The sequence below is a fragment of the Calothrix sp. CBUCES-K 9914 genome, from assembly GCF_059640475.1.
Genome location: NZ_JBXXZH010000103.1, coordinates 1 through 22,976, shown reverse-complemented (window position 1 = coordinate 22,976; position 22,976 = coordinate 1). Strand labels below are relative to the sequence as shown.

The following is a 22,976-nucleotide window of genomic DNA, read 5'->3' as shown; positions in this document are numbered from 1 at the left end:
AATTGGCACAATAAAAGAAGTGCTTTGAGGGGATATGCAATAAAAATGAGTATAGATAGTACTGAAATGGCTAGAAGCCTTTACCAAAGCGGGGTAGTGGCGTTTGAAAACGGGAAATACCGTGAAGCTGTTGAAAGTTTAGAGCGAGCTAACGCACTTGTTGCTCGTAATACCCGTTTTGGTGGGGAGGTGCAAATTTGGTTGGCAACAGCATATGAAGCAGCAGGACGAAACCAAGATGCTGTTGACTTATGTGAGCAACTTAAGCGTCATCCTGATATTGATACTAGTACACAAGCAAAACGTCTACAGTATATCTGGAAGGCGCCTAAATTGAACCGTCCCAAAGAATGGTTGACAGAGATACCAGATATGGGTGCCATGTCAGGTAATAATGATAAAACTAAGTTTGTGACGAATACCTCCTCAAATACAACTTCCAAAGCTCCAGAAAAAGAATATGTAGACTTAAGCCAAGTCAACACCAACGATAATCGCTTTATTTGGGTTGCTTTAATCGGGGTTGCCATAACGCTCTCATATTTAGTTTGGTTAAATTTTAATGCATAACTCGTCAAGGAACAAAGCTATATGATTCGACTGGTTGCAAGACAAACTAAATATCTTAAATATGTATTTCAAGGCATCTCAAAACGCGCGCGGATTATTTTCTTAATAGCCTTAGCATCTTTATTGTTATCAGGCTGTGTGAAATATGACGTTGGCGTAAACTTTAATAACTCTAACTATGGTGAATTTGTTCAGCATATCCACTTAGGCGAACGTCTTACAACCTTTAGTGGAGACTCAGTATATGAATGGTTGGATAGTATTGAACGTCGCGCGCGTAAAATTGATGGTAAAATACGGCGCCTTTCCAGAGAGGAAGTAGTTGTCACAATACCCTTTAACAACGCCGAAGAACTACAAACCAAGTTTAATAAATTCTTCAACCCTAATCTCAATGAAAAAGGTAAATACAAAGACGTTAATACAGACTTACCAAAAATTGAATCAAATATACTACTATTCCAGAACAACTTTCTGTTACTAGTTCGGAACAAATTAATTTATGACTTAGACTTAAGTTCGCTAGCATTAATATCCAATAACGGTAACGTACTAGCAAACGCAGGCTCAATATTAGACCTAGAGTTTAGCCTAAAAACACCGTGGGGCGCCAAAGTCAATAATACTACTCAACAAACAGACCAACAAACAGAAAGTGCAGTTGTACCCGAAAGCAACGGCAAACAATTAACTTGGCGCCTAAACCCAGGTACACTCAACCACATCGAAGTCGTCTTTTGGCTTCCAAGTCCACTAGGTATAGGCGCCTTAATAATTATCTTATTAGTTAGCCTTGGAATATACATCCGCTACAATTTACTCCCCGACCCCAGAATACAATTTGCTCAACCAGTAGCTACCGAGCAATCATAACGTAGGTTGGGTGAAGCGCACAGCGCGTAACCCAACATCCAACATCATCCCATCAACCCACCGCAAACCCCGTATATTGCCTAACAAACGGTTCATGAAAAGCCAAAACAATATCATCTTTTGGAACCCCTAATCTAACTAACTCCGTCGCCATCCTGACCTCCGTTCCATCATGTTGAATCCAAATTTTTCCATCTATAAATGTCTATTCAAACCCCGTGGTCGATTACCTTCTCAAAGCGAAATGGATAGTAATTATACTTAGTTAAAAAATGTTACATAACTTTATATAAAAAATTTTCCAACTCCCCCCAAAAGTTGTTTGCTATGCCATAATGGGAGGTGAGAGTTAATTCGGTCAACAGCGTTTGTTTTTAGTAGTGACAGTATTTTTTTGTTCTTGGTATTTACAAACTTTATCTCCGAAAGCTAAATCTCTACATAGTTATAATTTAAAACAGTTCGGAGACAATCTATGTCAGTTTATGTAGGCAATCTTTCTTACGAAGTTACAGAAGATAGTTTAAACGCAGTATTCGCAGAATACGGTACTGTTAAACGAGTTCAGCTACCTACAGACCGTGAAACAGGTCGTTTACGCGGCTTTGGTTTTGTCGAAATGGATACAGATGCTGAAGAAACGACTGCCATTGATGCACTTGATGGTGCAGAGTGGATGGGACGTGATTTGAAGGTCAATAAAGCTAAACCTAGAGAAGAAAGAGGCTCATTTGGTGGTAATCGTGGAAATAACAGTTACCGTAACCGCTACTAATCTTTAATTAGCCCATTAAAAAAGCAAATTAATTAGATGGTCGCAATGGCTCAGGCAAGAATGCTTGAGCCATTTTGATGTAACATTTCAACAATTAATAAACTACATTTTTACCTAAACAAACTTATACTATCACCCTGTTGCATTTGCGTTTCCATTTCAACTAAGCTTAATTCTTTATGACCTGTTTCTCTATAATTCTGTTTACAAATTTCTGCATAAGCACAGTAACTACAATTCTTCTGAGATGGCGCCCCTGAATAATGCCCGTCTAAGATGTTCTGCACTAAAATTTCCGCTTCTTGTGCTGTGCTTTCTAATTCCGCAGTGGTAAATGTATGTAAATAATGGCTTAGTATTAAGTTTGTAACTTGGTTGGATTACAAGAAATACTTTATACCTACTTTAAAACATTTACTTGTATACGCAAGTAGATGAAATAACAATATTAATTTAATTTTTAACACACATATTAATAACTAATCTAAGTATTAACACTGAAAATTGCCATTAAATTGCATAATTAAATTATCTTTTGCACTCTTGTGGGATGGGCATCCTTGCCCGTCCTAAAAATAACTAATATTCCATATCATTAATTTTAGAGAGTAGGCACCGCGAGTCACAAATCTCTCGCTCCTCTCTTCCCTCTGTGTCCTTTGTGTCTCTGTGGTAAATAGAATTACATTGACCACTGCACAGGCAAGACGCCTATGCTACAAATCTTACGGTGATAAGCGTTCAATTTTCCAACTGCCGTCTTCTTCATTAAGAGTGTAACGTAAGCGGTCATGCAAACGACTTGGGCGCCCTTGCCAAAATTCAATTTCATAAGGAATAACTCGTAAACCTCCCCAATGTGAGGGACGTGGAACTTCCTGGTCTAAATATTTACTTTGTAATTCTTGAAAACGTTGTTCTAATACTTCGCGGTTTTCGATGACTTCGCTTTGTTCTGATGCCCAGGCGCCGAGCCGACTCGAAACTGGACGACTGTAAAAATACGTATCTGATTCTATATCTGATATTTTCTCTACATGCCCACATACTCGAACTTGACGTTCGAGTTCTGCCCACCAAAACACCAGTGCTGCTTGGGGATTTTCTGCTAATTCTAGCCCTTTCTGGCTGTTGTAATTCGTGTAAAAAACAAAACCTCGCGCGTCAAAGTCTTTCAACAGTACTATTCGCGCAGATGGTTGACCTTCTTGTGTGGTGGTAGCAAGTGTCATTGCATTTGGTTCTGGAAGTTGGGCGGCGCGCGCTTCATTGAACCATCGTTTAAACTGTACGAATGGGTTAGTGTCAACGTCGTTTTCGTGGAGACCTTGTAAGGTATAGTCTTTGCGTAGGTCTGCTATGCTTTTATCCATCAACTGCACTCCTGTTTACTTGACTTATTAAGGGTTTTATGTGTATGAGCGGTTAGGCTTTCTGGTTGGCAGTTGCTTAAAAGTATTTATCATAGTGATTAATTGCCTCAATTTCAAATTCCTCCTAACTCTTAAATCGTAAGGTGCGTGACGCTACTAGACCGCTAACTTCGTTTTAAGATTGTTGGTAGCGTCACGCACCCTACTCCTAACTATATGCGCCGTTCAGTAACATTTAAAAATCTATTATTTTATGGTCTCTTGGGTCCGATTATCGCTCTTAATGTTTGGATACTGTCTCAGTTGTTCAACTTTTTCCAGCACCCTATTACTGTTCTAAGTATTGCTGCAATTCTAGCTTTCTTGCTCAACTACCTAGTCAACTTTTTTGAACGCGCGTATTTGAACCGCACGCAAGCTGTAACTCTAGTTTTGCTGGTTACATTAATGGTTTTTGTGATACTCGGTGTGACACTAGTACCAGCCATAATTGACCAAGCTACACAATTATTGAACAAAATACCCAATTTATTAACTCAGAGCCAATCAAACCTGCAATATTTAGAGAAATTAGCCAGAGAGCGGCGTTTACCTCTAGATTTTACCGTTGTTAGCAGACAAATTAATGCCAATATCCAAATTTATATCCAAAATATAGTACAGCAGGTAGCTTCTGGTGCAGTAGGCTTTGCTTCTTCGATTGTGTTATGGATATTAGATTTTATACTAGTTATAGTACTAGCATTCTACATGCTGCTTTATGGAGACACCGTTTGGTTTGGTTTATCTAGTCTCTTACCAGATAAAATCCGTGAACCTCTGACAAAATCGATACTACTCAATTTTCACTATTTCTTTCTCAGTCAAATTTTGCTAGCTTTGTTTATGACTGCTAGCCTAATTCCTATTTTTCTGGTAATGCAAGTCCCGTATACCTTACTGTTTGCAATTATCATTGGCATCTCCCAACTAGTTCCTGTAATTGGAGCAACGCTGGGAATTGGATTAGTCACACTGCTGGTACTGCTGCAAAATTGGAGTCTTGCGCTCCAAGTTGGGGTTGCTTCAATGATTATGCAGCAAGTTAAGGATAACTTTTTGGCGCCGAGATTAATCGGTAATTTTATTGGCTTAAATCCACTCTGGATATTTGTGGCAATTTTAATGGGATTTGAAATTGCAGGACTTTTTGGAACTATAGTCGCTATCCCCATTGCTGGTACAATTAAGGGCACTTACGACGCTTTCAAAGCTAGTAAACTTGAAATCAGATAACCGAAACACGTGTCAATTTTTTAACCAGTATTTAGCCAAAGCTTAAATCTAAGCCAATAATTAGAAAATACAAGTATAAATTTTAACTAGTATTTAAGGATAGATATATCATAAAATACTTGCTAGAAAAAAACTTATCTTATAAGATTTTGGCTGTAAACATGTAATACTTGTACCGGAGCGCGCCTCAATCGGCAGGCGACGCTGTATGTGTTACATCTCTATATATATTTATGGTGATAACTAGCATGGTGAGTGAATAAAACAAAAAAATCGGTTCTTGTGATTGGGATCAAACGAGAAAATATAGTTTGTATTAATTAATGGATGCTGGAGAGCTATTAGAGACAATTACACACCTCATTCACCAAGCAGAGTCCGGGGAGATAGACCCTTGGGATGTGCAGGTGATTGATGTAATAGACCGTTTTCTCGAACTAATGGCAAAAGAAGCGACGCGAGGATATGAAACCGACTTGTCCACATCAGGGCAAGCATTTCTTTCCGCTTCGATGTTGGTATTATTCAAAGCCAACACTCTGACGCAATTACAAGCGGTCGAAGAAGAACTAGAATTTTCTGATCAGGAGTTTCCAGACGAAGAAAACGTATTTTTACGAACTGCTCGACTGCCATTAGAGCGCGCGTTGCGTCGTCGTCCCGCAGCAATGCCACCATCGAAACGTCGCGTTACGCTTCCGGAACTTATCGAACAGCTGCACGTTATGGCTGAACAGCTTAAAAAAGTTCAGCTCAAAGAAGTTAAGGCGCCAGTTCGGACTCGCAACACAGGTAATAACGTGCGAACAATGCGGCAAGCGTTGGAATTAGCACACCAAGAAAACTTGACGGAAGTTGCAGGAGAACTCGAACAGCTATTATACCGTTCGGCAAGCGAGTTATTACTAGACAAAGAGTGGATAGATTTAGACCAACTTGTCGCGCTGTGGCAAAACGCCAAACCAACTAAAGCTTTATCAGGTCATCACTCTTCACCCAATAGCGAAACAGTCGGGGTGTTTTGGGCATTATTACTACTATCTGCCCAGTCAAAGGTGGAGTTATATCAAGAGGAATTTTACACTGATGTCAAAATTCGCTTACTTACAGATGTAAGTACTAATAAACCAGTGGATGCAGCAGTGTAGAGACGTTACATGTAACGTCTCCACATCGCATTGCAAAATTTTGATACTGGAGTCACCAAAATCTGGGTAAATTGGAAAGATGACCAATAAGCGTCGTCATCATATTTACATTTATGGTTACATGAAGCGCTTGAACATCATTATCCGTGCTTTTAAGGATGACTTAGAGTAGAAATAAACAGATGATTAAGTATCATGAACATCAAAGTAAACTGGCTATAGTTAAGTAATAAAGGGGAATAAACATATATGAAGGCAATGATTCTAGCAGCAGGTAAAGGCACACGTGTGCGTCCTATTACCTACACCACTCCTAAACCAATGATCCCCATATTGCAAAAACCAGTAATGGAGTTTTTGCTGGAGCTACTACGGCAACATGGGTTTGACCAAATTATGGTCAACGTTAGCCATTTAGCTGAAGAAATCGAAAGTTACTTCCGGGACGGTCAAAAGTTTGGTGTCCAAATCGCTTATTCTTTTGAAGGTAAAATTGTTGACGGTAGTTTAATTGGAGAAGCGGTTGGTTCTGCTGGGGGAATGAAGCGTATCCAAGACTTCTCGCCGTTTTTTGATGATACATTTGTTGTGCTATGCGGTGATGCGCTAATTGACTTAGATTTAACCGAAGCTGTTAAATGGCACCGTTCTAAGGGTTCAATCGCGACTATTATCACCAAGACAGTTCCTCATGAAGAGGTTTCTAGTTATGGTGTAGTTGTGACATCAGAAGACGGTCGCATTCAAGCTTTCCAAGAAAAGCCTTCGGTCGAAGAAGCACTCAGCACCAACATCAACACGGGTATTTATATCTTTGAACCAGAGGTGCTAAATTATATCCCATCTGGTGTTGAATATGATATCGGTGGACAGTTATTTCCTAAATTAGTAGAAATCGGCGCCCCATTTTTTGCCAAACCAATGGACTTTGAATGGGTTGACATTGGTAAAGTACCTGATTACTGGCGCGCGATTCGCGGTGTACTATCAGGAGAAATCAAAAACGTACAAATTCCCGGTCATGAAGTGGCGCCTGGTATTTATACCGGGTTAAACGTCGCAGTTAACTGGGACAAAGTAGATATTACAGGCCCAGTTTACATTGGTGGGATGACTAAAATCGAAGACGGTGCCAAAATTATTGGTCCAGCAATGATTGGCCCCAACTGCTGGATATGCAGTGGCGCCACAGTGGATAATAGCGTTATTTTTGAATGGTCGCGCTTAGGACCCGGTGTTCGTTTAGTCGATAAACTAGTGTTTGGTCGCTACTGTGTCGATAAAACTGGCGCCACCATCGATGTCCAAGAAGCTGCGCTAGATTGGTTAATTACCGACGCGCGTCAAGACCCCCCAACTCAAACACCTGCCGAACGTCAAGCTATTGCAGAACTCCTAGGCACAAATTCGGCAAGTTAATTTATCTTAAATAAAATCAAATTTAGAGACCGTAAATTTACGGTCTCGCTCATTATTTACGGGGATTAACTTTTAAGTTTTGACTTTTTCAATTACTTCTTGCACCCCAATAATTAGAGGCACAACTTGATCATAGTAAAATGGTTTAGATAAACAAGCACAGCACCCTAAGTCTCGAATAGTCTTCCAATCAGAGTGTCTGGCGCTATTTACCATAGCGATTTTAGGTATGTTCATTAGTATTTCTACATCCGCAATGTTTATATTTTTAACACATATATATTTCTCGATTGTTTCTATGCTAATAAGTGCAACATGAATCAACTGACATTGTAATATCATGTCCGGGTACATAACCATAATAAAACCTTCGTAGAGACGCGATTAATCGCGTCTCTACATTATCGGGAATTATGGGTAATCAACCGGACATGATATAATTGGTTTATAGCCTCAGAAATGGAATTCGCAACAATTACTCCGGCGCCTTCTACTTGCAATTACTACTTTATTTCAGTAACCGGGTTACTCGAATGTCATATTCAGTAGCTGTAGGATAGTCACTTCTAGCTTTAGTGAATGCTGCCCCGTCAGCTTTTGATTTCGATTCCGCATCAATTTCGTAGCGCGTACTTCCTAAGCGCGCGGTGTTGCTTGTGTAGTTAGGAAATACTACAAAATCAACAAACACTTCGTAGGTATGAACCATGCTTCTACCTCGTTATGTGAAATGAATAATTGGGAATAAATCCAGTATATGTAGATTTCAAGATAGAGAGTTATCTACCGAGTAAATAAGAACAATTCTTTATAACAGTTAAAGTACGACTTACTTAACTTAAACTATTGTAATATTTTAGTAATAGCTCTTTTTTGTCCATAAATAACGATAATTTGCCAAGAATTATTATTTAAACAAAACTTTCAATTATTAATTAACGATAAAACGTAAAGTTATATATAACAATTAAATACTTATGTTTAGCAATTGTAATTGATTGCAATAATTTGATCCCCCACTACAGAGCGCGTGTAAGGGGTGAAGTCGAACATATATCTTTGTGCTGATGTATCAGTTCGCAGTGTGGTATAAGAAAAAATACTTGCACGTTGATAAAAGTTGTTCTTAGAAATGTAAATGTTTACCTACTAAATTAGATAATAGTCAATATAATTGCCACCGATACAGAAGTATTTGCATTCTCAAACCGTATTTACACGTATAAAACACTCTAGAGTCAGAAATAATCAGGCTATATATCAGTAGAATTTCTCTTTGTAAAGTCTAAATATAAAGTTAGATTTATTCTGTAGGTTGAGATCGTAAAATGACATTTATGTAATATCAAGTCTGTATGAGGTTGCGTCAAATAAATTCTGTAAAGATTGACAAGTAAGAAAGCCGCAATTCAAGCGGGAGCTTCTTTGCGCCACTCCATACTGGAGGCACCTTTATTGGTATGCATTGTTCTACCAAGTTGAATAATTCTGTTTTTACTGCTTGGTTTTTAAGTAAAACGTTTTTATTGACTTTCAAATTTACAAGGAGAAATATGCTTGACAAACTTACAGCGTGCAAAGTTATTAATAGACAATCAGAAGCAACAGTCAAGAAGATGGTTGATCGAATTATTTTTAGAAGAAAATTAAGTCGTCAAGACTATAATTTGCTGACAGCTACGGTTCTTGCTGATGGTGAGACCAGTCCAAACAATCGCCACCAAATTAATCGCATTTTTGACTATATCCAATCCGGTGAGTTAAAGTTACTTGATTGGTAACATTTTACTACTAATACGCTATTTTCAACAGCAAAAAGTTAGTGATGCACAAAAGTAGATGAAAAACGAACTTTTGAGAATAAGTTTTGACCTTCTTAAACAATGTAATTAACTTATAAGTTGTTTTTGTGTCACTGTTAGCAATAAACTTCTTCAAAAAGCGTCTAAGATTTCTCGCCTTTGATTTTTACGACTTCTGCTATCTGTATATAGTCTAGGTTATTACTTGAAGAACGTCAATAACTATCTTTAGAAATATTTGAAGTTAGAAGAATGGGGAGATGTCATCAAATTAAGAACTGATAGTAGGGTGTCCACCCCCACCCCCAAATCATTGGAGGGTTGGGGGGATCAAAAGAATCTGGTAGATAAAACTACGAAGAAAGATAAGTGTATCTACTTAAGCTTTGTTCATAAGTTTGTAGTAACCTTTGTGATTCAGCTAAAGTAATGCGCTTTTCTTCGAGTGCCTTTTCACAGCGCTGGCGAATATTTTCTACCATGTCCTCAGAATCATACTGCACGTAGCTAACCACCTCGCTCATGGTATCGCCTTTGACAACATGTTCGATTTGATAGCCTTTGGGCGTTAACTGAATGTGAACGGTGTTTGTATCGCCAAACAAGTTGTGTAAGTTGCCCATGATTTCTTGATAGGCGCCATTCAGGAACATACCCAGATAATAAGGTTCACCCCGTTTAAATTCGTGTAACTCCAATACAGGCTTTACATCGCGTAAATCAATAAAGTTATCGATTTTGCCATCGCTGTCGCAAGTTAAATCTGCCAATATTCCCCGTCGCGTTGGTTCTTCCCCTAAACGGTGAATGGGCATAATGGGAAATAATTGGTCAATTGCCCAACAATCTGGCGCCGACTGAAACACCGAAAAATTGACGTAATAAATGGAAGCCATAATTTGTTCGAGGTCTTCCAATTCATCGGGCACATATTCATGCTGTCGAGTCAAATAAAGTATTTTATGGCAACATGCCCAGAATAAACGTTCGGCTTTAGCACGCTCAGTCAGGCTAAAAATTCCCAACTTAAAGCGGCTAATAGCTTCATCTTTAAACTGGGTGGCATCGTGATAAAGTTCTTGATAGTTTTCGTTATTGATTGATTGGTAAGTTTCCCAAAGATAATTAATAATGTGAGACTCACCATCTTTAGGAGGTTCGGGTTGTTCAAGGGGTACTTCGCACGTACTAAGAACATCGAAAATTAATACTGACTGATGTGATGCTATTGCACGTCCGCTTTCACTAATTAATGTTGGTACTCCTATACCACGCTCACTACAAGTATCTTTTAACTCTGCCACAATATCATTGGCATAGTTTTGCATGTTGTAGTTTTTTGAGGCGTAGAAATTAGTTTGCGAGCCATCGTAGTCTACACCTAAACCACCACCAACATCGAGATACTTCATGTTGGCGCCGAGTGCAGCTAGTTCTACGTAAATTTGACTAGCTTCTTGAATGGCATCTTTAATTACATGAATAGCTGAGATTTGCGAGCCAATATGGAAGTGTAAAAGCTGTAAAGAATCTAACAAATCTGCCGCACGTAGCTTATCAACAGCTTGGATAATTTCGGGAATACTCAAACCAAATTTAGCCCGGTCGCCTGATGAAGTTCCCCAACGTCCCATTCCTTGGGTACTAAGCTTCGCGCGTATACCTAAAATTGGTTTAATACCTAACTGAAGATTCGCTTCGATAACTAGGTCAACTTCTTCAACTTGTTCAAGCACAATTATTGGAGTTTGCCCAAGTTTTATTGCCAGCATCGCTGTTTCAACGTACTCACGGTCTTTGTAACCGTTACACACTAATAAGGCGCCTGGAGTATCAAGTAATGCCAGAGCAATCATTAACTCTGGTTTGGAACCAGCTTCTAAACCAAACTGATGCGGTTTACCGAACTTGACTAAATCTTCGATGAGATGTCGCTGCTGGTTGCATTTAACCGGGAACACACCACGGTATACACCTGGGTAATTATAGCGGGCAATAGCTTTAGCAAAACAAGCATTAAGACGCTCGATTCGGTCTTCCAAAATATCAGAGAATCGAATCAGTAGCGGTAAACCAAGATTACGCTGCTTGAGTGCATTAACCAAATCATATAAATCTAGGGAACCACCTCTGTCACCTTTGGGAGAAACCGTTATATGACCGGCAGCGTTGATTGAAAAATAAGGCTGTCCCCATCCGTCAATGCGATATAAATCTTCGCTATCTTCAATAGTCCAATGACGACGGGGGGTATTTGGCGTACTACTTGGTAAAAGCAACTGTTTTTGTTTATTGTTTGAATTATGACTCAGCGCAGCTTTCTTACCGTTAGAGTGAGGTTTCACCACCTCATCAGCCGTAGCAGTTGACTCAACACCCATTTTTTACTAAACCTCAATATTCACCCACGAATCTACAATCTAGCAAACTTCTACACTAAGTCCTGCATCATACAGAAGATTAATAACAGGTTAAGGGGGAAAATGGGATTGCATGTTTTTCGCTTTCCCCTTTCCGCAAGAGCCTTTACCCGATAAACTTTTATTGGTCAGTTGAATATTGACAATCTTACCCATATTTGAGGAGTACAGCTTTGGAGCGCACATTCTTAGCAATTAAACCCGATGGCGTACAGCGTAAGCTTGTTGGCGAAATTATTCGTCGCTTTGAAACAAAGGGTTTTACCCTTGTTGGCTTAAAGTTCTTGAATGTTAGTCGCGAATTAGCTCAAGCGCATTACGATGTTCACCGCGAACGCCCTTTCTTTGCAAGCTTAATAGATTTTATTACCTCTGGTCCCGTTGTAGCGATGGTATGGGAAGGTGATGGTGTTATTGCCTCTGCCCGTAAACTTATTGGCGCCACCAACCCTCTCAACTCTGAACCAGGTACTATCAGAGGTGACTTCGGTGTAAATACTGGTCGTAATCTTATCCACGGTTCCGATGCTCCTGAAACCGCACAAAAGGAAATCTCTCTATGGTTTAAAGATGAAGAATTAGTCAACTGGGCACCTGATATTAAACGCTGGTTGTACGAATAAGTAATGAGTTCTGAGTAATGAGTGCTGAGTAATGAGTGCTGAGTGCTGAGTAATGAGTGCTGAGTGCTGAGTTGAAAATAAATCTATACTTAGCACTCAGCACTCAGCACTTTCAACTTTTACTCTGTGACTTCCTGCTTTTCCAATTCAGGTGTCCGCAAGGGTTCTTCTACTGAGTCCGTTTCGTTACGTTTAGAGAATCCCCACATTAGAATCACTGCAATTGCGCTAATTACTACCCATTGGGGAGGAACGAGTGATTCATTAACCACTTTGAGAAGCAAACGTAAACCGACAAATGCGACGGTGATATAGCCAGCATCTTCTAAATGTGTAAATTCGTCCAACCAGCGGATAAATAAACCTGCCATAAAACGCAGGGTAATGACACCAATAGTAGTACCTGTTAGTACTAACCAAGTTTCTTGGCTGACGGCAATTGCTGTTGTCACGCTGTCTAATGAGAAAGCTAAATCTGTAAGCGCGATTACAGGAATAATTTGTAAAAGCGAACTAAACTTAGGCCCGTGATGTTGATTTTCCTCGTCTTCGGGAGAGGTAAAGTGTTGAAAGACTAACCACAGCAAGTAAGCGGCGCCGATAAACTCAAACTGCCAATACTTTTGTACCCAAGAAGCTGTAAGCAGCAAGGTGATGCGAAGCACATAGGCAATTACTAAGCCAAAGTTGAGAGCCTCTTTCTCTTTATCTTTATCCTCAAGCCCTTGGGCGATAGCTGCAAGCGCAATCGCGTTATCTGCAGAAAGTATTGCCTCTAAAAATATCAACAGCAACAGCACGATAAATGCTTCAACGCTGAAATGAAATTGGAGCTTATCAAAAATTTGGTCTAGCATTACAATTTTTGGAACTGGAATAAAAATTTTACACGCTGAGAGCGAAATTTATATAATTAGCACTTTCGCAAAATGCTACATAATCCCAGCTTAACCCGTGGTTGCAAATTTACAACATACGGATTCCTACCATCTTGAGTGCTGAGTAGAAAGTGCTGAGTTCTGAGTAGAAAGTGCTGAGTTGAAATTCATAATAAACTTTACTTAGCACTCAACACTCAGCACTCAGCACTCAACACTCAGCACTCAGCACTCAGCACTAAAAAATATATTATTAAATCTTTCTTAATTAATTTGTTTTATTTGACTTATTTATAAGCTGTGTAGCCAAGAGCAATGTATAATTTTACTCAATGAAATCACGGTTGGTTTGTAACTATATCTTGAGTGAAATTAATTGGGATGTATATAAAATAGGATAAAAATAAGCTTTATTAAGCTATACGACACCAAAATTAAATATTTCAAACTTGTAACAAATATAACTTTGATATCATTCAGATTCGTTAGATATTTGTAAGTACGATTGTTAGTACTGTTTTACAGCATTGTGCTTGCAAGGGAGTGGGTAATGAAATTGCCATATCGCTGGAGCTTACTGATTTTTGCGGGTTTTTTTTCGTTAGGAGTTAGTGTTGTACCCGTAAGAGCGCAAACAAATTCACAGTTACCGCCTCCAAACTGCAAAGACCCTCAAACAACAAGGGATATGATTGAGTGTGGGCAACGTAAATACAAAGAGGCTAGCAAAAAGCTAAGTCTAGTTTATAAACAATTGCAGGATAAGATGAACGCTGACCAAAAAAAGCGTTTAGCTGCATCACATCAAAATTGGCTCAAGTACCGCGATACGTTTTGTGCGTTTGAAGCAGGGATGTATGAAGGTGGAACATTAGAACCACCGACGCGAATCAATTGTTACGCGCGTATGACTAATGAACGAACTGAGAATCTAAACATTTGGCTGCAAGAAGTGAACCGACGCTAAATGCTTTTGTAAGCTCTAGGTGTTGAATTTGATTACAAGGCGCCCCAGATACTTAAGTCTTAACCCACATTCACGCGCTGGGGCACAATTTTTTGCTCGCTTCATCAAATCAAATTTATGGAATCAAGTTTCTGAAATTTAGTTTGGCACGATTAACTACACGGTTATTAACTACACAAAAGTTCACCTAACCAATTTTCAACTTGCAAGCGCAAACGCCAGTTAGCACCATCGCTATGATTTTGCGATGTCGGTAATAACGCTAAAGAACGACGATAATCAGCAATAGCCCAGTTCCAATCTCCCCAGAGATGGTAAGTACGTCCACGTTCTCCGAGAATCTGCCCTTCGTATTGCTTAAACAACAGTGCAGCCTCAAAATTATCTATTGCCTCTTCGTATCGTCCCAAATCACGCAGCGTAATTCCACGATTTATCCAAGCGCGCGTATAACTAGGATTCAAAAACAGAGCTTGGTCATAATCATCAAGTGCAGCATCTAAATCACCACATGCAGCGTAATAATTAGCACGGTTATTAAAAGCACTAGCTAAGTTTGGGTTAAGCTCAATGGCTGTGTTATAGTCGCTGATAGCCTTTTGTCTTTCACCACACTGATAATAAATCAGTCCTCGATTATTATAATCAATCGCATTTTCGGGGTGGTGCTTAAGAAGCTGATTCAAAAGCGATATTGCTTCACGGTAGTCCCCATGTTTGGCTTTTCGCAGCGCACAAGAACGTAAGTTCCCTTCTACCAGAGTACAATCGTCACTACTGTTAGCTTCTGAATGTCGAACGTAGTTAGTTGCGTTGGCTACAACATTGTTTGAGTAATGTTGCTCGTCGTCAGATGCGAGAAAAGTGTGAGTAGTCATATCTTCCTGCCTGCGGTGCTTGCTGCTTTGAGATTGTTGTTTTTAGTGTTGGTACTGCCCCTGTATCAAGAGTGAATCTGGTTTCTGAGTACTGGGGAGGAAGTATCAAGTTAGATGCATAACTCCGAACTAGTGTGCGGCGTTTGTTCTAACTCAATTAAGATTGAATCTATTAGTAGATACTTCGTCCCTAGGTTTCATTCCAGAAAAACTTAACCTCAATCTGCCAGACTAGGCAAGTAGTGAGAGCCACAACTTGGTAGAATTCATCCAAAGGATGAATTAATGCAGCTTTACTACAGGGGGGGTTTGAGAATCACAGGTTAAACAGTTATCTTTCAACCCTTCGGACTTATTATTCCCACCTCCTAGCTGGTAGTCTCAATTGTCGATTAAATAGTTTCTATTTGTTTATTAAGTTTTGATAAATTTTACTTATGTCAGAAACATCTTACCCCAACGCACCCGACTTAACTGCAAACGACTATATTGTTTTAGGTTTAGCAACATGCTTCGTTAAAGAAGATGGCGAAGTTCATCAAGTAGAGGTAATCGAGCCAATTCCCTCTGCTGCCTTAGAAGCGCTTCTCAAAGGAATCCCGACTTCATATAAAGTTGCCTGTGGAACCTCACTTGGAAGCATAATGAATGGTGATAACTTCCAAATTCCAACAGAATTTCCACAAGCACAGTTTTGTGATGAGTTTGAGCAACGGATGTTTTCTGCCGCGCGTACTTACAAGCGACGTGAAAGTGCAAAATCTCTGATTCCTCTCGGCACATACTACAGCGACTTCAAATACTCCATCGACCGCAAACGGGTGTTAAATGCCGCGCGAGTCGTCACAAAAGACGATAACGTCAAACAGCACCCAAATACACATAAAGTACTGTAGGGTGTGTGAAGGCTAAAAAAATTATTAAACGAAGCTAGCATTTAATAGCCTTCACGCACCTTACTTACGATTTAGGAGTTATTATGCTTAAACTGTATGCAGGCGCCCGTAGTCGTGCTTCAATAGTGCAATGGTATCTTGAAGAACTCAGTCTTCCTTACGAGCTAGTAATACTTGACATGAAAGAAGGGGAACATCGTCAAGATGCGTATTTAGCGATAAACCCGTTTGGAAAAGTTCCGGCAATAGTAGATGGAGACTTTAAACTATCGGAGTCAGGTGCCATATTGATGTACATTGCCGAAAAATACGCAGGTGTTACCTCAGTTGAAACACGGAGCATACTTAATCAATGGGTATTATTTGGTAACTCAACTTTGTTCACAGGAGTTTTTATGGAAACTGCTAGGGAAAAAGAAATGCCACGTTTGATGACAACGCTCAATAATATGTTCGAGAAGCAACCTTTTATTATGGGAGAAGAATTTACGGTTGCTGATGTTGCTGTTGGCTCGATTTTATGTTATATTCCACTACTGCTAAAACTTGATTTAAGCGCGTATCCAGCAGTATTGGATTATATGAAGCGGATGACCGAACGTGATGGGTTCAAAAAAAGTATTGGCGCCCGTTAACCAAATGTAGAGACTAAACATGTTTAGTCTCTACACATTGTTTTTCATTTTATTTTTTTAACTCAAGTGGTCTTCTATTAGCGATGGAATATCTGTGGGTTTGACTTGGCTGTATTTCTTGTTGCCAAGTTGTACAATACAGTTAGGCGCCTTAGAGCATTTTTTTAAACAACCAGTGCTTTGAATTTTAACTTGGTTGCGAACATTACATATCTGTTCTTGTGATAGTTTAGTCTTGGCAAGAGTTTTTTCTATTTTTGATAATAATTCCTTGGCGCCTCGTTTTCGACACCCAGAACCTTGGCAGACTAAAATTTTAGCCTTTTTTGAGCATTCCGAATCGAGAGTAGTGTCTTTATTTAGAACAGATTTATTGATGGGACAGACACGTAAGGGAATTACATCATACGCTTTGAGCTTAAGTTCACCTGTACGTTCATGTAATTTACTGTAACCGATGATACGAATGTGGGCGCCTGGTGTTAATGATAAAGACAGTGCTTTACGTAGTTCTTTAGGAAGTTTGATTGTCAAATTTCCCGCTGTAAGTGCAGTAATTGCATTACACTTTGTAAGGGCAAATTGTAGGTGTTTATTTTTGTCAGAATTATTATCAGCAAAACCTAGAAATTCTCCTTCAATGTCAAATTCCGAGAGTTTAAGATAGTGATTACCCATTTTAAGTTTTTGGTAGTGGTGCTTTTGGGGAGATAATAAGGTGCATGACGCTACTATACTGATGCTTCGTTTTGTGAATTTTTGTAGCGTCACGCACCCTACTAGTTTAATTTTCTTGCTTCGTAGGTTTGAGGTATTTTTAAAGGTTCGGGTAAGTCAGAAAACTCTAACTCCCAACCATTTGCTAAGGTGAATACTTTACCTGCTTCTGAATCTATTTGTTTAACAACTTCTTCCTCTAAGTCTTTTTTTGGAACGTATACTGTTAACTTGCCATCAGAATTGTTACGTAGCATGACTTTCATCTATTTTCCTCTTTATCTGGATTTTTTTCAATAAGTTCAAGTTCCTTTTTTTTACAGCCAACGACAAACCCTGACTGTAAAAAATGCACCGCGTATATATAGGAGCTTTGCAGAAACGTGCCAATGCTAACGACGTAACCAACTTCTCCCTTTTTGGCAAGAACAATACCAATTTCCTGACCGGGAAAAGTCCCATCATTTTTTAGAAGCTTACGAGTACGGACTTTATCACCAATTTCAAATTCTGGTGGTAAATGTAACTCCATTTCATCGGATTGTTGCATATAAATACCTTTATTTACGTGCTAAATTCAATAGTTCTTGTGTAGTTAGGCTACGTTTTTTGTGAGTTGATTCTTGGCGTACTGCGTCCAATACTGATTGAGTTTCCTCACGATTTAAGACAATTCCATGTTCGGCGAGCATTTTAATCAGTAAATGCCGACCTGAATGCTTGCCTACAACTAACCGTCGTTCCCAACCAACTTCTTCGGGTGCGAAGGGTTCATAGGTGCTGGGGTTTTGTAGTACTCCGTGAGTGTGAATTCCTGACTCATGAGTAAAAGTATTTTCACCCACAATCGCTTTCCAAGGTGGTACGCTGCAACCAGATGCTGCTGCAACTAATCGGGAGAGTTCTAAAAGTTGGCGTGTATCTATACCTAAATCAATTCCATGCAAGCGTTTGAGCGCCATTACAACTTCTTCTAATGCGGCATTTCCCGCGCGTTCACCCAATCCATTTACGGTAGTGTTAATTGATGTTGCACCAGCTTTGACACCAACGAGTGCGTTAGCTGTGGCAAGTCCAAAATCATTGTGGGTGTGCATTTCCACAGGAATTTGCAGTCCGGAAACAAGTTTTTTAACACGTGTGCAGGTGCTAAATGGGTCGAGTATTCCTACTGTGTCGCAAAATCTGAACCTTTGGGCGCCCCATTCTTGAGCATAAAGAGCGACATCTTGGAGGAAGCATTCATCAGCTCTAGAAGAATCTTCGCCACCAACAGCTACCCATAGTCCATTATCAACAGCGTAGCTGATAGTATTTCTGAGTTGCTGCAACGTTGTGCGCCATTGCCCCTCGAATTTAGCCGCAATTTGCACTCCTGAAACAGGTATAGAAATATGAACGCGATTCAATCCGCACTTAATTGAAGCTTGGATATCAGAAATAACTGCACGATTCCAACCAAGCAATTTGGCTTTTAAACCTGATGCCAGTATCGCTTGAATTGCGCGCGTTTCTTCAACACCCATTGCTGGAATACCGACTTCCAATTCATGAACGCCAATTGCATCTAGAAATTTAGCAATTGCCACCTTTTCTTCTAAATTAAAGGCAACGCCAGCAGCTTGTTCACCGTCACGCAACGTAGTATCGTTGATACTTATTTGGTTCATCGAATAAATACCCCTCTTGGAAATTTTCTTGACCTCCGGAGCGTTAAATGTAAATTTAATCAGCAGTATAAAATTAATCTAAAATTAGCTCTTGCATAAATTTTATTAAATTTTATACATCTTCTTATAGAAGAACCCTTTTATCCTCCGAAAACTATCTTTATATAACTTAGCTAGAGTAAGAATAATTTATCTGTATAGTAACCAACCATAAAGCCGACTATTTCTGAATCATTTTTACTTTCTAGATTGAGATATTTACGGACTCATGTGTATCTGAATCTTTTATATAAGTTAGATTTCATTCATGAAACTAGTTAAATTACTTGTTTCTCTAGCCAATCAAAAATACGTGCTAGCTGTTCAATATTGATTAAGCCGTACTGCCAAAGTAACATCGGCAAAGGAGCATTTTGTGATTCTGGATGCTTTAGTGCTACTGATATATCAGCCGTTGAAAGTTTGATTTCACTTTGCAAAAAATTCATGAAGCTGGTATTACTATTACAACTTATCATACTCAACAAAACTCCTAGTGGCGCCAAGTAATCAAAAAATAAGTTAAAATAAATACAAACATGAAAGTATCAGCACTCCTGGTATTTTGAGACAATAAAAGTACACATTTTATACATAAATAAATTTAGTTGTTTTGAAAAATGAAAACAACTTTCATCTCAGCTTCCATATACAGCTTGTGACGTTTATACTATCAAGCTATGTTATTGCAAAGTTTTGCATCAATTTGCATAAATTAAATACTGATTTAATGAACTATTGATATACTCAAAAGTGATTAATAATAAGTAAAAAACTTTTCCTTAATTGAGCAGAAATGCATAAGTATTTATACATTTTAATAATGTATACTCAATTTGTATTTACACTTAAACTCGGTTTATAGGCTAAAACAAAGAAACTGTATATCGGGTTTCAGTAGTGATTTTAAAGAAGATTGTCAAGAACATTTCACAATTTCCAACATTCTTCAAGCCAATCGATTAAGGAAGACCGACTAGCAAAAAATTGCATTAAAGTACTACGAACGAGAATAGCTGTAAGCGTGTCATCAATATATACTCGTAGTGAACCATCGTTTGGACACCAGCAAGGAATCATTAACTCTTGTAAACGACGATAAATTTGCCAGCGTTCTGCAAAGGGAACGTTAATTATTTGCGCGTCCAGCGCTTTATGAGAGGCAGGGTACATGTTTTATGAATAAAAAGCTATGTGATAGTTTTATGCTTATAGCAGATAGGTGAAACTAGGTAACCGAATCGGTGGATATTAAATTTATTAAATTGATTAATGATGTACTCAACCGCCCAAACGTATATTTAACAAAAATTTAAAATCTTTCTTAGGGTAGGGGCGTGAGTATTTATCAGCTTAGGGACTAGATATTTTGGGGCAAAGGCGCGCGTATTTTTGCACTCAATCTTGGAGCTAGTATCGCGAGAGTTGATAATATTTCTGAGTGAAACGTTTCTTGACTTTTACTTGCACTCAGCCAATGAAAGAGAGTATCAAATCACGGCTAAATGTATATTAAGTAACCATTAACATCATATATCTATATTGAGTAGAACATGTGATTCCTTCAGGTTGTTTTAAGTTTGTAGACATTTTGTGCAGCAAGAGCTGAAACTGCTGTCTGCTGTGCATTCAGGCGCCTGCTGTGATGACGGTGAGGTATAGGTAGAACAAGGAGAATATCGAGTGCGTGTTGAATTTGTTTACATTTTTTAAATAATTTTGGTAATTTATTTAACAATAAAATGCTAGTAAATGATAAAATCGAGCGATTCAGCGAACAAAATTAAAAACTATAAGGGTTGTGTAAAAATGGCAGAACGTTCTAAACCTGCGTCTCGAAAAATTTCCTCTGCGTCTAAATCTTCTTCGGCACAAAAGCGTCCAGTGGCTAGAAGAACATCTTCAGCGTCGAAGGTTTCTTCAGCGGGAAAAAAAACCAAAGAGTCAAAGGAAGTTTCTGTCGCAGATGAAGTAGAAGCTGTAAAAGCTGTAGACGCAGATGAAGTAGAAGTTGTAGACGTAGATGAAGTAGAAGTTGTAGACGTAGATGAAGTAGAAATTGTAGACGCAGTTGAAATAACTACTTCTGCCACCGAGACTACAACCGCCGAAACAGATACACCAATAGAACCAGCAGCTAAGTTGGCGCCCAAAACTAAATCTTTGGGGATGTTTTTACAAGACCCCAGCTTACCAAAACTGAGCGGTAACTATAAGTTTCCTTTAGATAAAGATTATTTGGTAGCAACAGGTTCAAGCCGATTTGCAATTCGAGATACAAATGAAAGTGGGCAACCCGTTTTTGCTAGTCCTGATTGGTCGAAACAAGAAAACTTATCGTTTGAATATTTCGAGCAAAACGGTTTAATAGATAACCCTGCATTTCATCAGGTAAATGTATTTGGTGTACTAAGTCGAACTTTAGACTTAGTAGAAGAAGAAGTAGGTCATCCAATTATTTGGAAAGACGGTGGACCGCTTATTGTTCGTCCTCACGCTTTTGAAGGAATGAACGCATATTATGACCCGATGAATCCTTCGCTCAACTTTGGCTACTTCAATTCTCCCTTCCGACGGGCGCCAGTTTGGACTTGTTTATCACACGATATAGTCTCGCATGAATTAGGACACGCGATTCTTGATACCTTCCGTCCGATGTATTTATATACTAGTGATATTGATACATCGGCTTTACACGAATCTTTTTCTGATATCTTGGCAATGTTCGCAGCGTTGCAATATCCAAGTGTAGTTGAGTATATATATAGAGAAACAGGTGGCGATATGCGCCATCCTAGTTTAATTACTCGTCTTGCAGAGGAATTTGGTGTAGGTATATTTGGTGCAGGTGTACCTTATTTACGTTCTGCACTCGAAGGAGCAAAATATGCTCCCGACCAACCCAAGGAACCCCATGTGCGTTCAACAATTTGGACTGCTGCTATTTACGAAATCATGCAAAAACTAGTCGAAGCTATAAAGCCAGATAGTTTTGATGATACAGCAGAGGGGTTTGCAGGATTTGTTAATGCACTTGTTAAAGCGACACATGTATTAAAAGGAATGCTCATCCGCGCGTTGCACTATACTCCACCAACTTCGTTATCAATGCCAATGTTGGCACGATTAATATATGAAGCAGACGCGCGCGTTTATCCAACTGACAGCAAATTTAGAGATATTGCTAAAAAAGTATTTATCGAGCGCAACCTGTGGAATGAAAAAATTGATTTAAAGGCACCAGATATTGGTAGCGTATTTAAAGACTTTCAAGGCGCCGATACACGCACATTAATGAGGGCAATAGTTCACAATGCTCCTGCTTTACGTATACCTGAAACAGCCTCACGTTTTCTCAAACCACGTTTAGTTACTACTACTCGTCATATAGACAAAGTAAAAGAAGGTTCCGAAACAGTAATAAAAGAAATAACCGAACGCTACCTTGAATACACTTATGAATATTCACAAATGGTGTCAGATTTTCTTGGTGGCATGAGCGCATTTACCGTTTACGGTGGTGGAACCTTAGTAATGGATGAAAACTGGAACACAGTTTGTCTTGCAGCTTACCCAGAACCAATACAAGAAGACCCAGCAGGTACAGAAGGTGGCAAAGCGGCATGGAAACGCGCGCGCGAACAATTCGATAAAATACACGGTGGTAACATTCAGCGCACCTTAGCATCCAAAGACGAAAACCGCAGTATAAAAGACCGTCCGGTCGTTCCCGGTTGCCCCTTCGTAATTCAATCAACATCAACAGGAGGATACAGACTAGTGCGTCGTTGCTGCAACCTGCACGAACACATCAAAGGAATTTCAGTAACTCAAAATGGACTAGCTGACCTATAAACCTATTTAAATCCCCCCCTTAATAAGGGGGGCTTAAAGTAGGCTGTTGACTTTGATGGTTTAGAGAAAATATTTTTTCATACAGAATTTGTGCCTCATGGCGCCTGCGTAAAAAGCTAATAATAATCAGGGTTTTGAGCTTTACGACTGAACACAACAATAG

The 22,976-nt window shown here is 39.2% G+C and carries 25 protein-coding genes and 1 pseudogene; 12 read left to right on the top strand and 14 right to left on the bottom strand.

Features of this window, described 5'->3' with window-relative positions; genetic code table 11:
- Nucleotides 1–45: 45 nt before the first annotated feature.
- On the top strand, nt 46–570 hold the full coding sequence (locus AC2JBO_RS22185) for a tetratricopeptide repeat protein (protein ID WP_496955824.1): 525 nt from the start codon (nt 46–48) through the stop codon (nt 568–570).
- Between the two features lie 21 nt (nt 571–591).
- Nucleotides 592–1,443: a DUF3153 domain-containing protein gene (locus AC2JBO_RS22180; protein WP_496955823.1), complete on the top strand. Its 852-nt coding sequence runs from the start codon at nt 592–594 to the stop codon at nt 1,441–1,443.
- A gap of 52 nt (nt 1,444–1,495) precedes the next feature.
- Here AC2JBO_RS22180 and AC2JBO_RS22175 read toward each other — a convergent pair.
- Nucleotides 1,496–1,636 (bottom strand): annotated as a pseudogene (locus AC2JBO_RS22175) (element excision factor XisI family protein); the annotation flags it as partial.
- A gap of 282 nt (nt 1,637–1,918) precedes the next feature.
- Between AC2JBO_RS22175 and rbp the strand changes: the two are divergent.
- A complete protein-coding gene (gene rbp / locus AC2JBO_RS22170; RefSeq protein WP_496955822.1) occupies nt 1,919–2,218 on the top strand; it encodes an RNA-binding regulator in 300 nt (99 codons plus the stop codon).
- 110 nt (nt 2,219–2,328) lie between these two features.
- Here rbp and AC2JBO_RS22165 read toward each other — a convergent pair whose 3' ends face one another.
- Both AC2JBO_RS22165 and pdxH read right to left on the bottom strand, forming a co-directional pair.
- Complete coding sequence (locus tag AC2JBO_RS22165) at nt 2,329–2,577, bottom strand: PD-(D/E)XK nuclease family protein (RefSeq protein WP_496955829.1); 249 nt, start codon at nt 2,575–2,577, stop codon at nt 2,329–2,331.
- 366 nt (nt 2,578–2,943) lie between these two features.
- Nucleotides 2,944–3,591 (bottom strand): pyridoxamine 5'-phosphate oxidase, encoded by a 648-nt coding sequence (gene pdxH, locus AC2JBO_RS22160; RefSeq protein ID WP_496955821.1) that lies wholly within the window; start codon nt 3,589–3,591, stop codon nt 2,944–2,946.
- A 216-nt stretch (nt 3,592–3,807) separates the two neighbouring features.
- Between pdxH and AC2JBO_RS22155 the strand changes: the two genes are divergently transcribed.
- The 3 genes from AC2JBO_RS22155 (at nt 3,808) to AC2JBO_RS22145 (ending at nt 7,433) form a co-directional block, all read left to right on the top strand.
- Nucleotides 3,808–4,866, top strand: a complete 1,059-nt coding sequence (locus AC2JBO_RS22155) for an AI-2E family transporter (protein WP_496955820.1) — start codon at nt 3,808–3,810, stop codon at nt 4,864–4,866.
- A 323-nt stretch (nt 4,867–5,189) separates the two neighbouring features.
- Nucleotides 5,190–6,014, top strand: coding sequence for a segregation/condensation protein A (locus AC2JBO_RS22150; protein ID WP_496955819.1), 825 nt, complete (start codon nt 5,190–5,192; stop codon nt 6,012–6,014).
- A 249-nt stretch (nt 6,015–6,263) separates the two neighbouring features.
- Nucleotides 6,264–7,433: a nucleotidyltransferase family protein gene (locus AC2JBO_RS22145; protein ID WP_496955818.1), complete on the top strand. Its 1,170-nt coding sequence runs from the start codon at nt 6,264–6,266 to the stop codon at nt 7,431–7,433.
- 72 nt (nt 7,434–7,505) lie between these two features.
- Here AC2JBO_RS22145 and AC2JBO_RS22140 read toward each other — a convergent pair whose 3' ends face one another.
- Both AC2JBO_RS22140 and AC2JBO_RS22135 read right to left on the bottom strand, forming a co-directional pair.
- Entirely contained in the window at nt 7,506–7,793 is a 288-nt protein-coding gene (locus tag AC2JBO_RS22140; protein ID WP_496955817.1) for a hypothetical protein, read from the bottom strand.
- A 148-nt stretch (nt 7,794–7,941) separates the two neighbouring features.
- Nucleotides 7,942–8,142, bottom strand: coding sequence for a hypothetical protein (locus AC2JBO_RS22135; RefSeq protein ID WP_496955816.1), 201 nt, complete (start codon nt 8,140–8,142; stop codon nt 7,942–7,944).
- Nucleotides 8,143–8,986: 844 nt separating this feature from the next.
- Between AC2JBO_RS22135 and AC2JBO_RS22130 the strand changes: the two genes are divergently transcribed.
- The gene (locus AC2JBO_RS22130) at nt 8,987–9,214 is read left to right on the top strand and encodes a hypothetical protein (RefSeq protein ID WP_496955815.1); all 228 of its coding nucleotides are present in this window, start codon (nt 8,987–8,989) and stop codon (nt 9,212–9,214) included.
- Nucleotides 9,215–9,588: 374 nt separating this feature from the next.
- Here the strand turns inward: AC2JBO_RS22130 and speA are convergent, their stop codons facing one another.
- Entirely contained in the window at nt 9,589–11,616 is a 2,028-nt protein-coding gene (speA, locus tag AC2JBO_RS22125; RefSeq protein ID WP_496955814.1) for a biosynthetic arginine decarboxylase, read from the bottom strand.
- A gap of 212 nt (nt 11,617–11,828) precedes the next feature.
- Here speA and ndk point away from each other — a divergent pair, with 212 nt between their 5' ends.
- On the top strand, nt 11,829–12,278 hold the full coding sequence (gene ndk / locus AC2JBO_RS22120) for a nucleoside-diphosphate kinase (protein WP_496955813.1): 450 nt from the start codon (nt 11,829–11,831) through the stop codon (nt 12,276–12,278).
- A gap of 119 nt (nt 12,279–12,397) precedes the next feature.
- On the opposite strand, the gene AC2JBO_RS22115 is transcribed toward ndk, so the two are convergent.
- Entirely contained in the window at nt 12,398–13,135 is a 738-nt protein-coding gene (locus AC2JBO_RS22115; protein ID WP_496955812.1) for a TerC family protein, read from the bottom strand.
- Between the two features lie 571 nt (nt 13,136–13,706).
- On the opposite strand from AC2JBO_RS22115, the gene AC2JBO_RS22110 reads away from it, so the two are divergent.
- Complete coding sequence (locus AC2JBO_RS22110) at nt 13,707–14,123, top strand: lysozyme inhibitor LprI family protein (protein WP_496955811.1); 417 nt, start codon at nt 13,707–13,709, stop codon at nt 14,121–14,123.
- A 167-nt stretch (nt 14,124–14,290) separates the two neighbouring features.
- Here AC2JBO_RS22110 and AC2JBO_RS22105 read toward each other — a convergent pair whose 3' ends face one another.
- Entirely contained in the window at nt 14,291–15,001 is a 711-nt protein-coding gene (locus AC2JBO_RS22105) for a tetratricopeptide repeat protein (RefSeq protein WP_496955810.1), read from the bottom strand.
- A gap of 437 nt (nt 15,002–15,438) precedes the next feature.
- Here AC2JBO_RS22105 and AC2JBO_RS22100 point away from each other — a divergent pair, with 437 nt between their 5' ends.
- Both AC2JBO_RS22100 and AC2JBO_RS22095 read left to right on the top strand, forming a co-directional pair.
- Nucleotides 15,439–15,897, top strand: coding sequence for a hypothetical protein (locus AC2JBO_RS22100; RefSeq protein ID WP_496955809.1), 459 nt, complete (start codon nt 15,439–15,441; stop codon nt 15,895–15,897).
- 83 nt (nt 15,898–15,980) lie between these two features.
- Nucleotides 15,981–16,532 carry a glutathione S-transferase family protein gene (locus tag AC2JBO_RS22095; RefSeq protein ID WP_496955808.1) on the top strand — a complete coding sequence of 184 codons (552 nt, stop codon included), beginning with the start codon at nt 15,981–15,983 and terminating at the stop codon, nt 16,530–16,532.
- Between the two features lie 57 nt (nt 16,533–16,589).
- Here AC2JBO_RS22095 and AC2JBO_RS22090 read toward each other — a convergent pair whose 3' ends face one another.
- From AC2JBO_RS22090 to AC2JBO_RS22065, 6 genes are all read right to left on the bottom strand, one after another.
- On the bottom strand, nt 16,590–17,210 hold the full coding sequence (locus tag AC2JBO_RS22090) for a (2Fe-2S) ferredoxin domain-containing protein (RefSeq protein ID WP_496955807.1): 621 nt from the start codon (nt 17,208–17,210) through the stop codon (nt 16,590–16,592).
- Between the two features lie 101 nt (nt 17,211–17,311).
- On the bottom strand, nt 17,312–17,515 hold the full coding sequence (gene nifT, locus AC2JBO_RS22085; protein ID WP_496955806.1) for a putative nitrogen fixation protein NifT: 204 nt from the start codon (nt 17,513–17,515) through the stop codon (nt 17,312–17,314).
- The gene (locus AC2JBO_RS22080) at nt 17,512–17,799 is read right to left on the bottom strand and encodes a nitrogen fixation protein NifZ (protein ID WP_496955805.1); all 288 of its coding nucleotides are present in this window, start codon (nt 17,797–17,799) and stop codon (nt 17,512–17,514) included. Before AC2JBO_RS22080 ends, nifT begins: the two co-directional genes overlap by 4 nt.
- 10 nt (nt 17,800–17,809) lie before the next feature.
- Nucleotides 17,810–18,919, bottom strand: a complete 1,110-nt coding sequence (gene nifV / locus AC2JBO_RS22075) for a homocitrate synthase (RefSeq protein WP_496955804.1) — start codon at nt 18,917–18,919, stop codon at nt 17,810–17,812.
- Between the two features lie 317 nt (nt 18,920–19,236).
- Complete coding sequence (locus AC2JBO_RS22070; RefSeq protein ID WP_496955803.1) at nt 19,237–19,437, bottom strand: DUF2949 domain-containing protein; 201 nt, start codon at nt 19,435–19,437, stop codon at nt 19,237–19,239.
- A gap of 451 nt (nt 19,438–19,888) precedes the next feature.
- Nucleotides 19,889–20,131, bottom strand: a complete 243-nt coding sequence (locus tag AC2JBO_RS22065) for an Asr1405/Asl0597 family protein (protein WP_496955802.1) — start codon at nt 20,129–20,131, stop codon at nt 19,889–19,891.
- Between the two features lie 636 nt (nt 20,132–20,767).
- Between AC2JBO_RS22065 and AC2JBO_RS22060 the strand changes: the two genes are divergently transcribed.
- The gene (locus AC2JBO_RS22060; RefSeq protein WP_496955801.1) at nt 20,768–22,813 is read left to right on the top strand and encodes a gluzincin family metallopeptidase; all 2,046 of its coding nucleotides are present in this window, start codon (nt 20,768–20,770) and stop codon (nt 22,811–22,813) included.
- Nucleotides 22,814–22,976: the final 163 nt, after the last annotated feature.

What these genes read in the sequence shown, in the direction of transcription:
- AC2JBO_RS22135 (WP_496955816.1), bottom strand. Translation starts at nt 8,142, where the DNA reads ATGGTTCATACCTACGAAGTGTTTGTTGATTTTGTAGTATTTCCTAAC.
- pdxH (WP_496955821.1), bottom strand. Translation starts at nt 3,591, where the DNA reads ATGGATAAAAGCATAGCAGACCTACGCAAAGACTATACCTTACAAGGT.
- speA (WP_496955814.1), bottom strand. Translation starts at nt 11,616, where the DNA reads ATGGGTGTTGAGTCAACTGCTACGGCTGATGAGGTGGTGAAACCTCAC.
- AC2JBO_RS22060 (WP_496955801.1), top strand. Translation starts at nt 20,768, where the DNA reads ATGGCAGAACGTTCTAAACCTGCGTCTCGAAAAATTTCCTCTGCGTCT.
- AC2JBO_RS22115 (WP_496955812.1), bottom strand. Translation starts at nt 13,135, where the DNA reads ATGCTAGACCAAATTTTTGATAAGCTCCAATTTCATTTCAGCGTTGAA.
- AC2JBO_RS22095 (WP_496955808.1), top strand. Translation starts at nt 15,981, where the DNA reads ATGCTTAAACTGTATGCAGGCGCCCGTAGTCGTGCTTCAATAGTGCAA.
- AC2JBO_RS22140 (WP_496955817.1), bottom strand. Translation starts at nt 7,793, where the DNA reads ATGGTTATGTACCCGGACATGATATTACAATGTCAGTTGATTCATGTT.
- AC2JBO_RS22090 (WP_496955807.1), bottom strand. Translation starts at nt 17,210, where the DNA reads ATGGGTAATCACTATCTTAAACTCTCGGAATTTGACATTGAAGGAGAA.
- AC2JBO_RS22130 (WP_496955815.1), top strand. Translation starts at nt 8,987, where the DNA reads ATGCTTGACAAACTTACAGCGTGCAAAGTTATTAATAGACAATCAGAA.
- AC2JBO_RS22185 (WP_496955824.1), top strand. Translation starts at nt 46, where the DNA reads ATGAGTATAGATAGTACTGAAATGGCTAGAAGCCTTTACCAAAGCGGG.
- AC2JBO_RS22080 (WP_496955805.1), bottom strand. Translation starts at nt 17,799, where the DNA reads ATGCAACAATCCGATGAAATGGAGTTACATTTACCACCAGAATTTGAA.
- AC2JBO_RS22110 (WP_496955811.1), top strand. Translation starts at nt 13,707, where the DNA reads ATGAAATTGCCATATCGCTGGAGCTTACTGATTTTTGCGGGTTTTTTT.
- AC2JBO_RS22065 (WP_496955802.1), bottom strand. Translation starts at nt 20,131, where the DNA reads ATGTACCCTGCCTCTCATAAAGCGCTGGACGCGCAAATAATTAACGTT.
- AC2JBO_RS22180 (WP_496955823.1), top strand. Translation starts at nt 592, where the DNA reads ATGATTCGACTGGTTGCAAGACAAACTAAATATCTTAAATATGTATTT.
- AC2JBO_RS22070 (WP_496955803.1), bottom strand. Translation starts at nt 19,437, where the DNA reads ATGATAAGTTGTAATAGTAATACCAGCTTCATGAATTTTTTGCAAAGT.
- AC2JBO_RS22155 (WP_496955820.1), top strand. Translation starts at nt 3,808, where the DNA reads ATGCGCCGTTCAGTAACATTTAAAAATCTATTATTTTATGGTCTCTTG.
- AC2JBO_RS22100 (WP_496955809.1), top strand. Translation starts at nt 15,439, where the DNA reads ATGTCAGAAACATCTTACCCCAACGCACCCGACTTAACTGCAAACGAC.
- AC2JBO_RS22145 (WP_496955818.1), top strand. Translation starts at nt 6,264, where the DNA reads ATGAAGGCAATGATTCTAGCAGCAGGTAAAGGCACACGTGTGCGTCCT.
- rbp (WP_496955822.1), top strand. Translation starts at nt 1,919, where the DNA reads ATGTCAGTTTATGTAGGCAATCTTTCTTACGAAGTTACAGAAGATAGT.
- nifT (WP_496955806.1), bottom strand. Translation starts at nt 17,515, where the DNA reads ATGAAAGTCATGCTACGTAACAATTCTGATGGCAAGTTAACAGTATAC.
- nifV (WP_496955804.1), bottom strand. Translation starts at nt 18,919, where the DNA reads ATGAACCAAATAAGTATCAACGATACTACGTTGCGTGACGGTGAACAA.
- AC2JBO_RS22105 (WP_496955810.1), bottom strand. Translation starts at nt 15,001, where the DNA reads ATGACTACTCACACTTTTCTCGCATCTGACGACGAGCAACATTACTCA.
- AC2JBO_RS22150 (WP_496955819.1), top strand. Translation starts at nt 5,190, where the DNA reads ATGGATGCTGGAGAGCTATTAGAGACAATTACACACCTCATTCACCAA.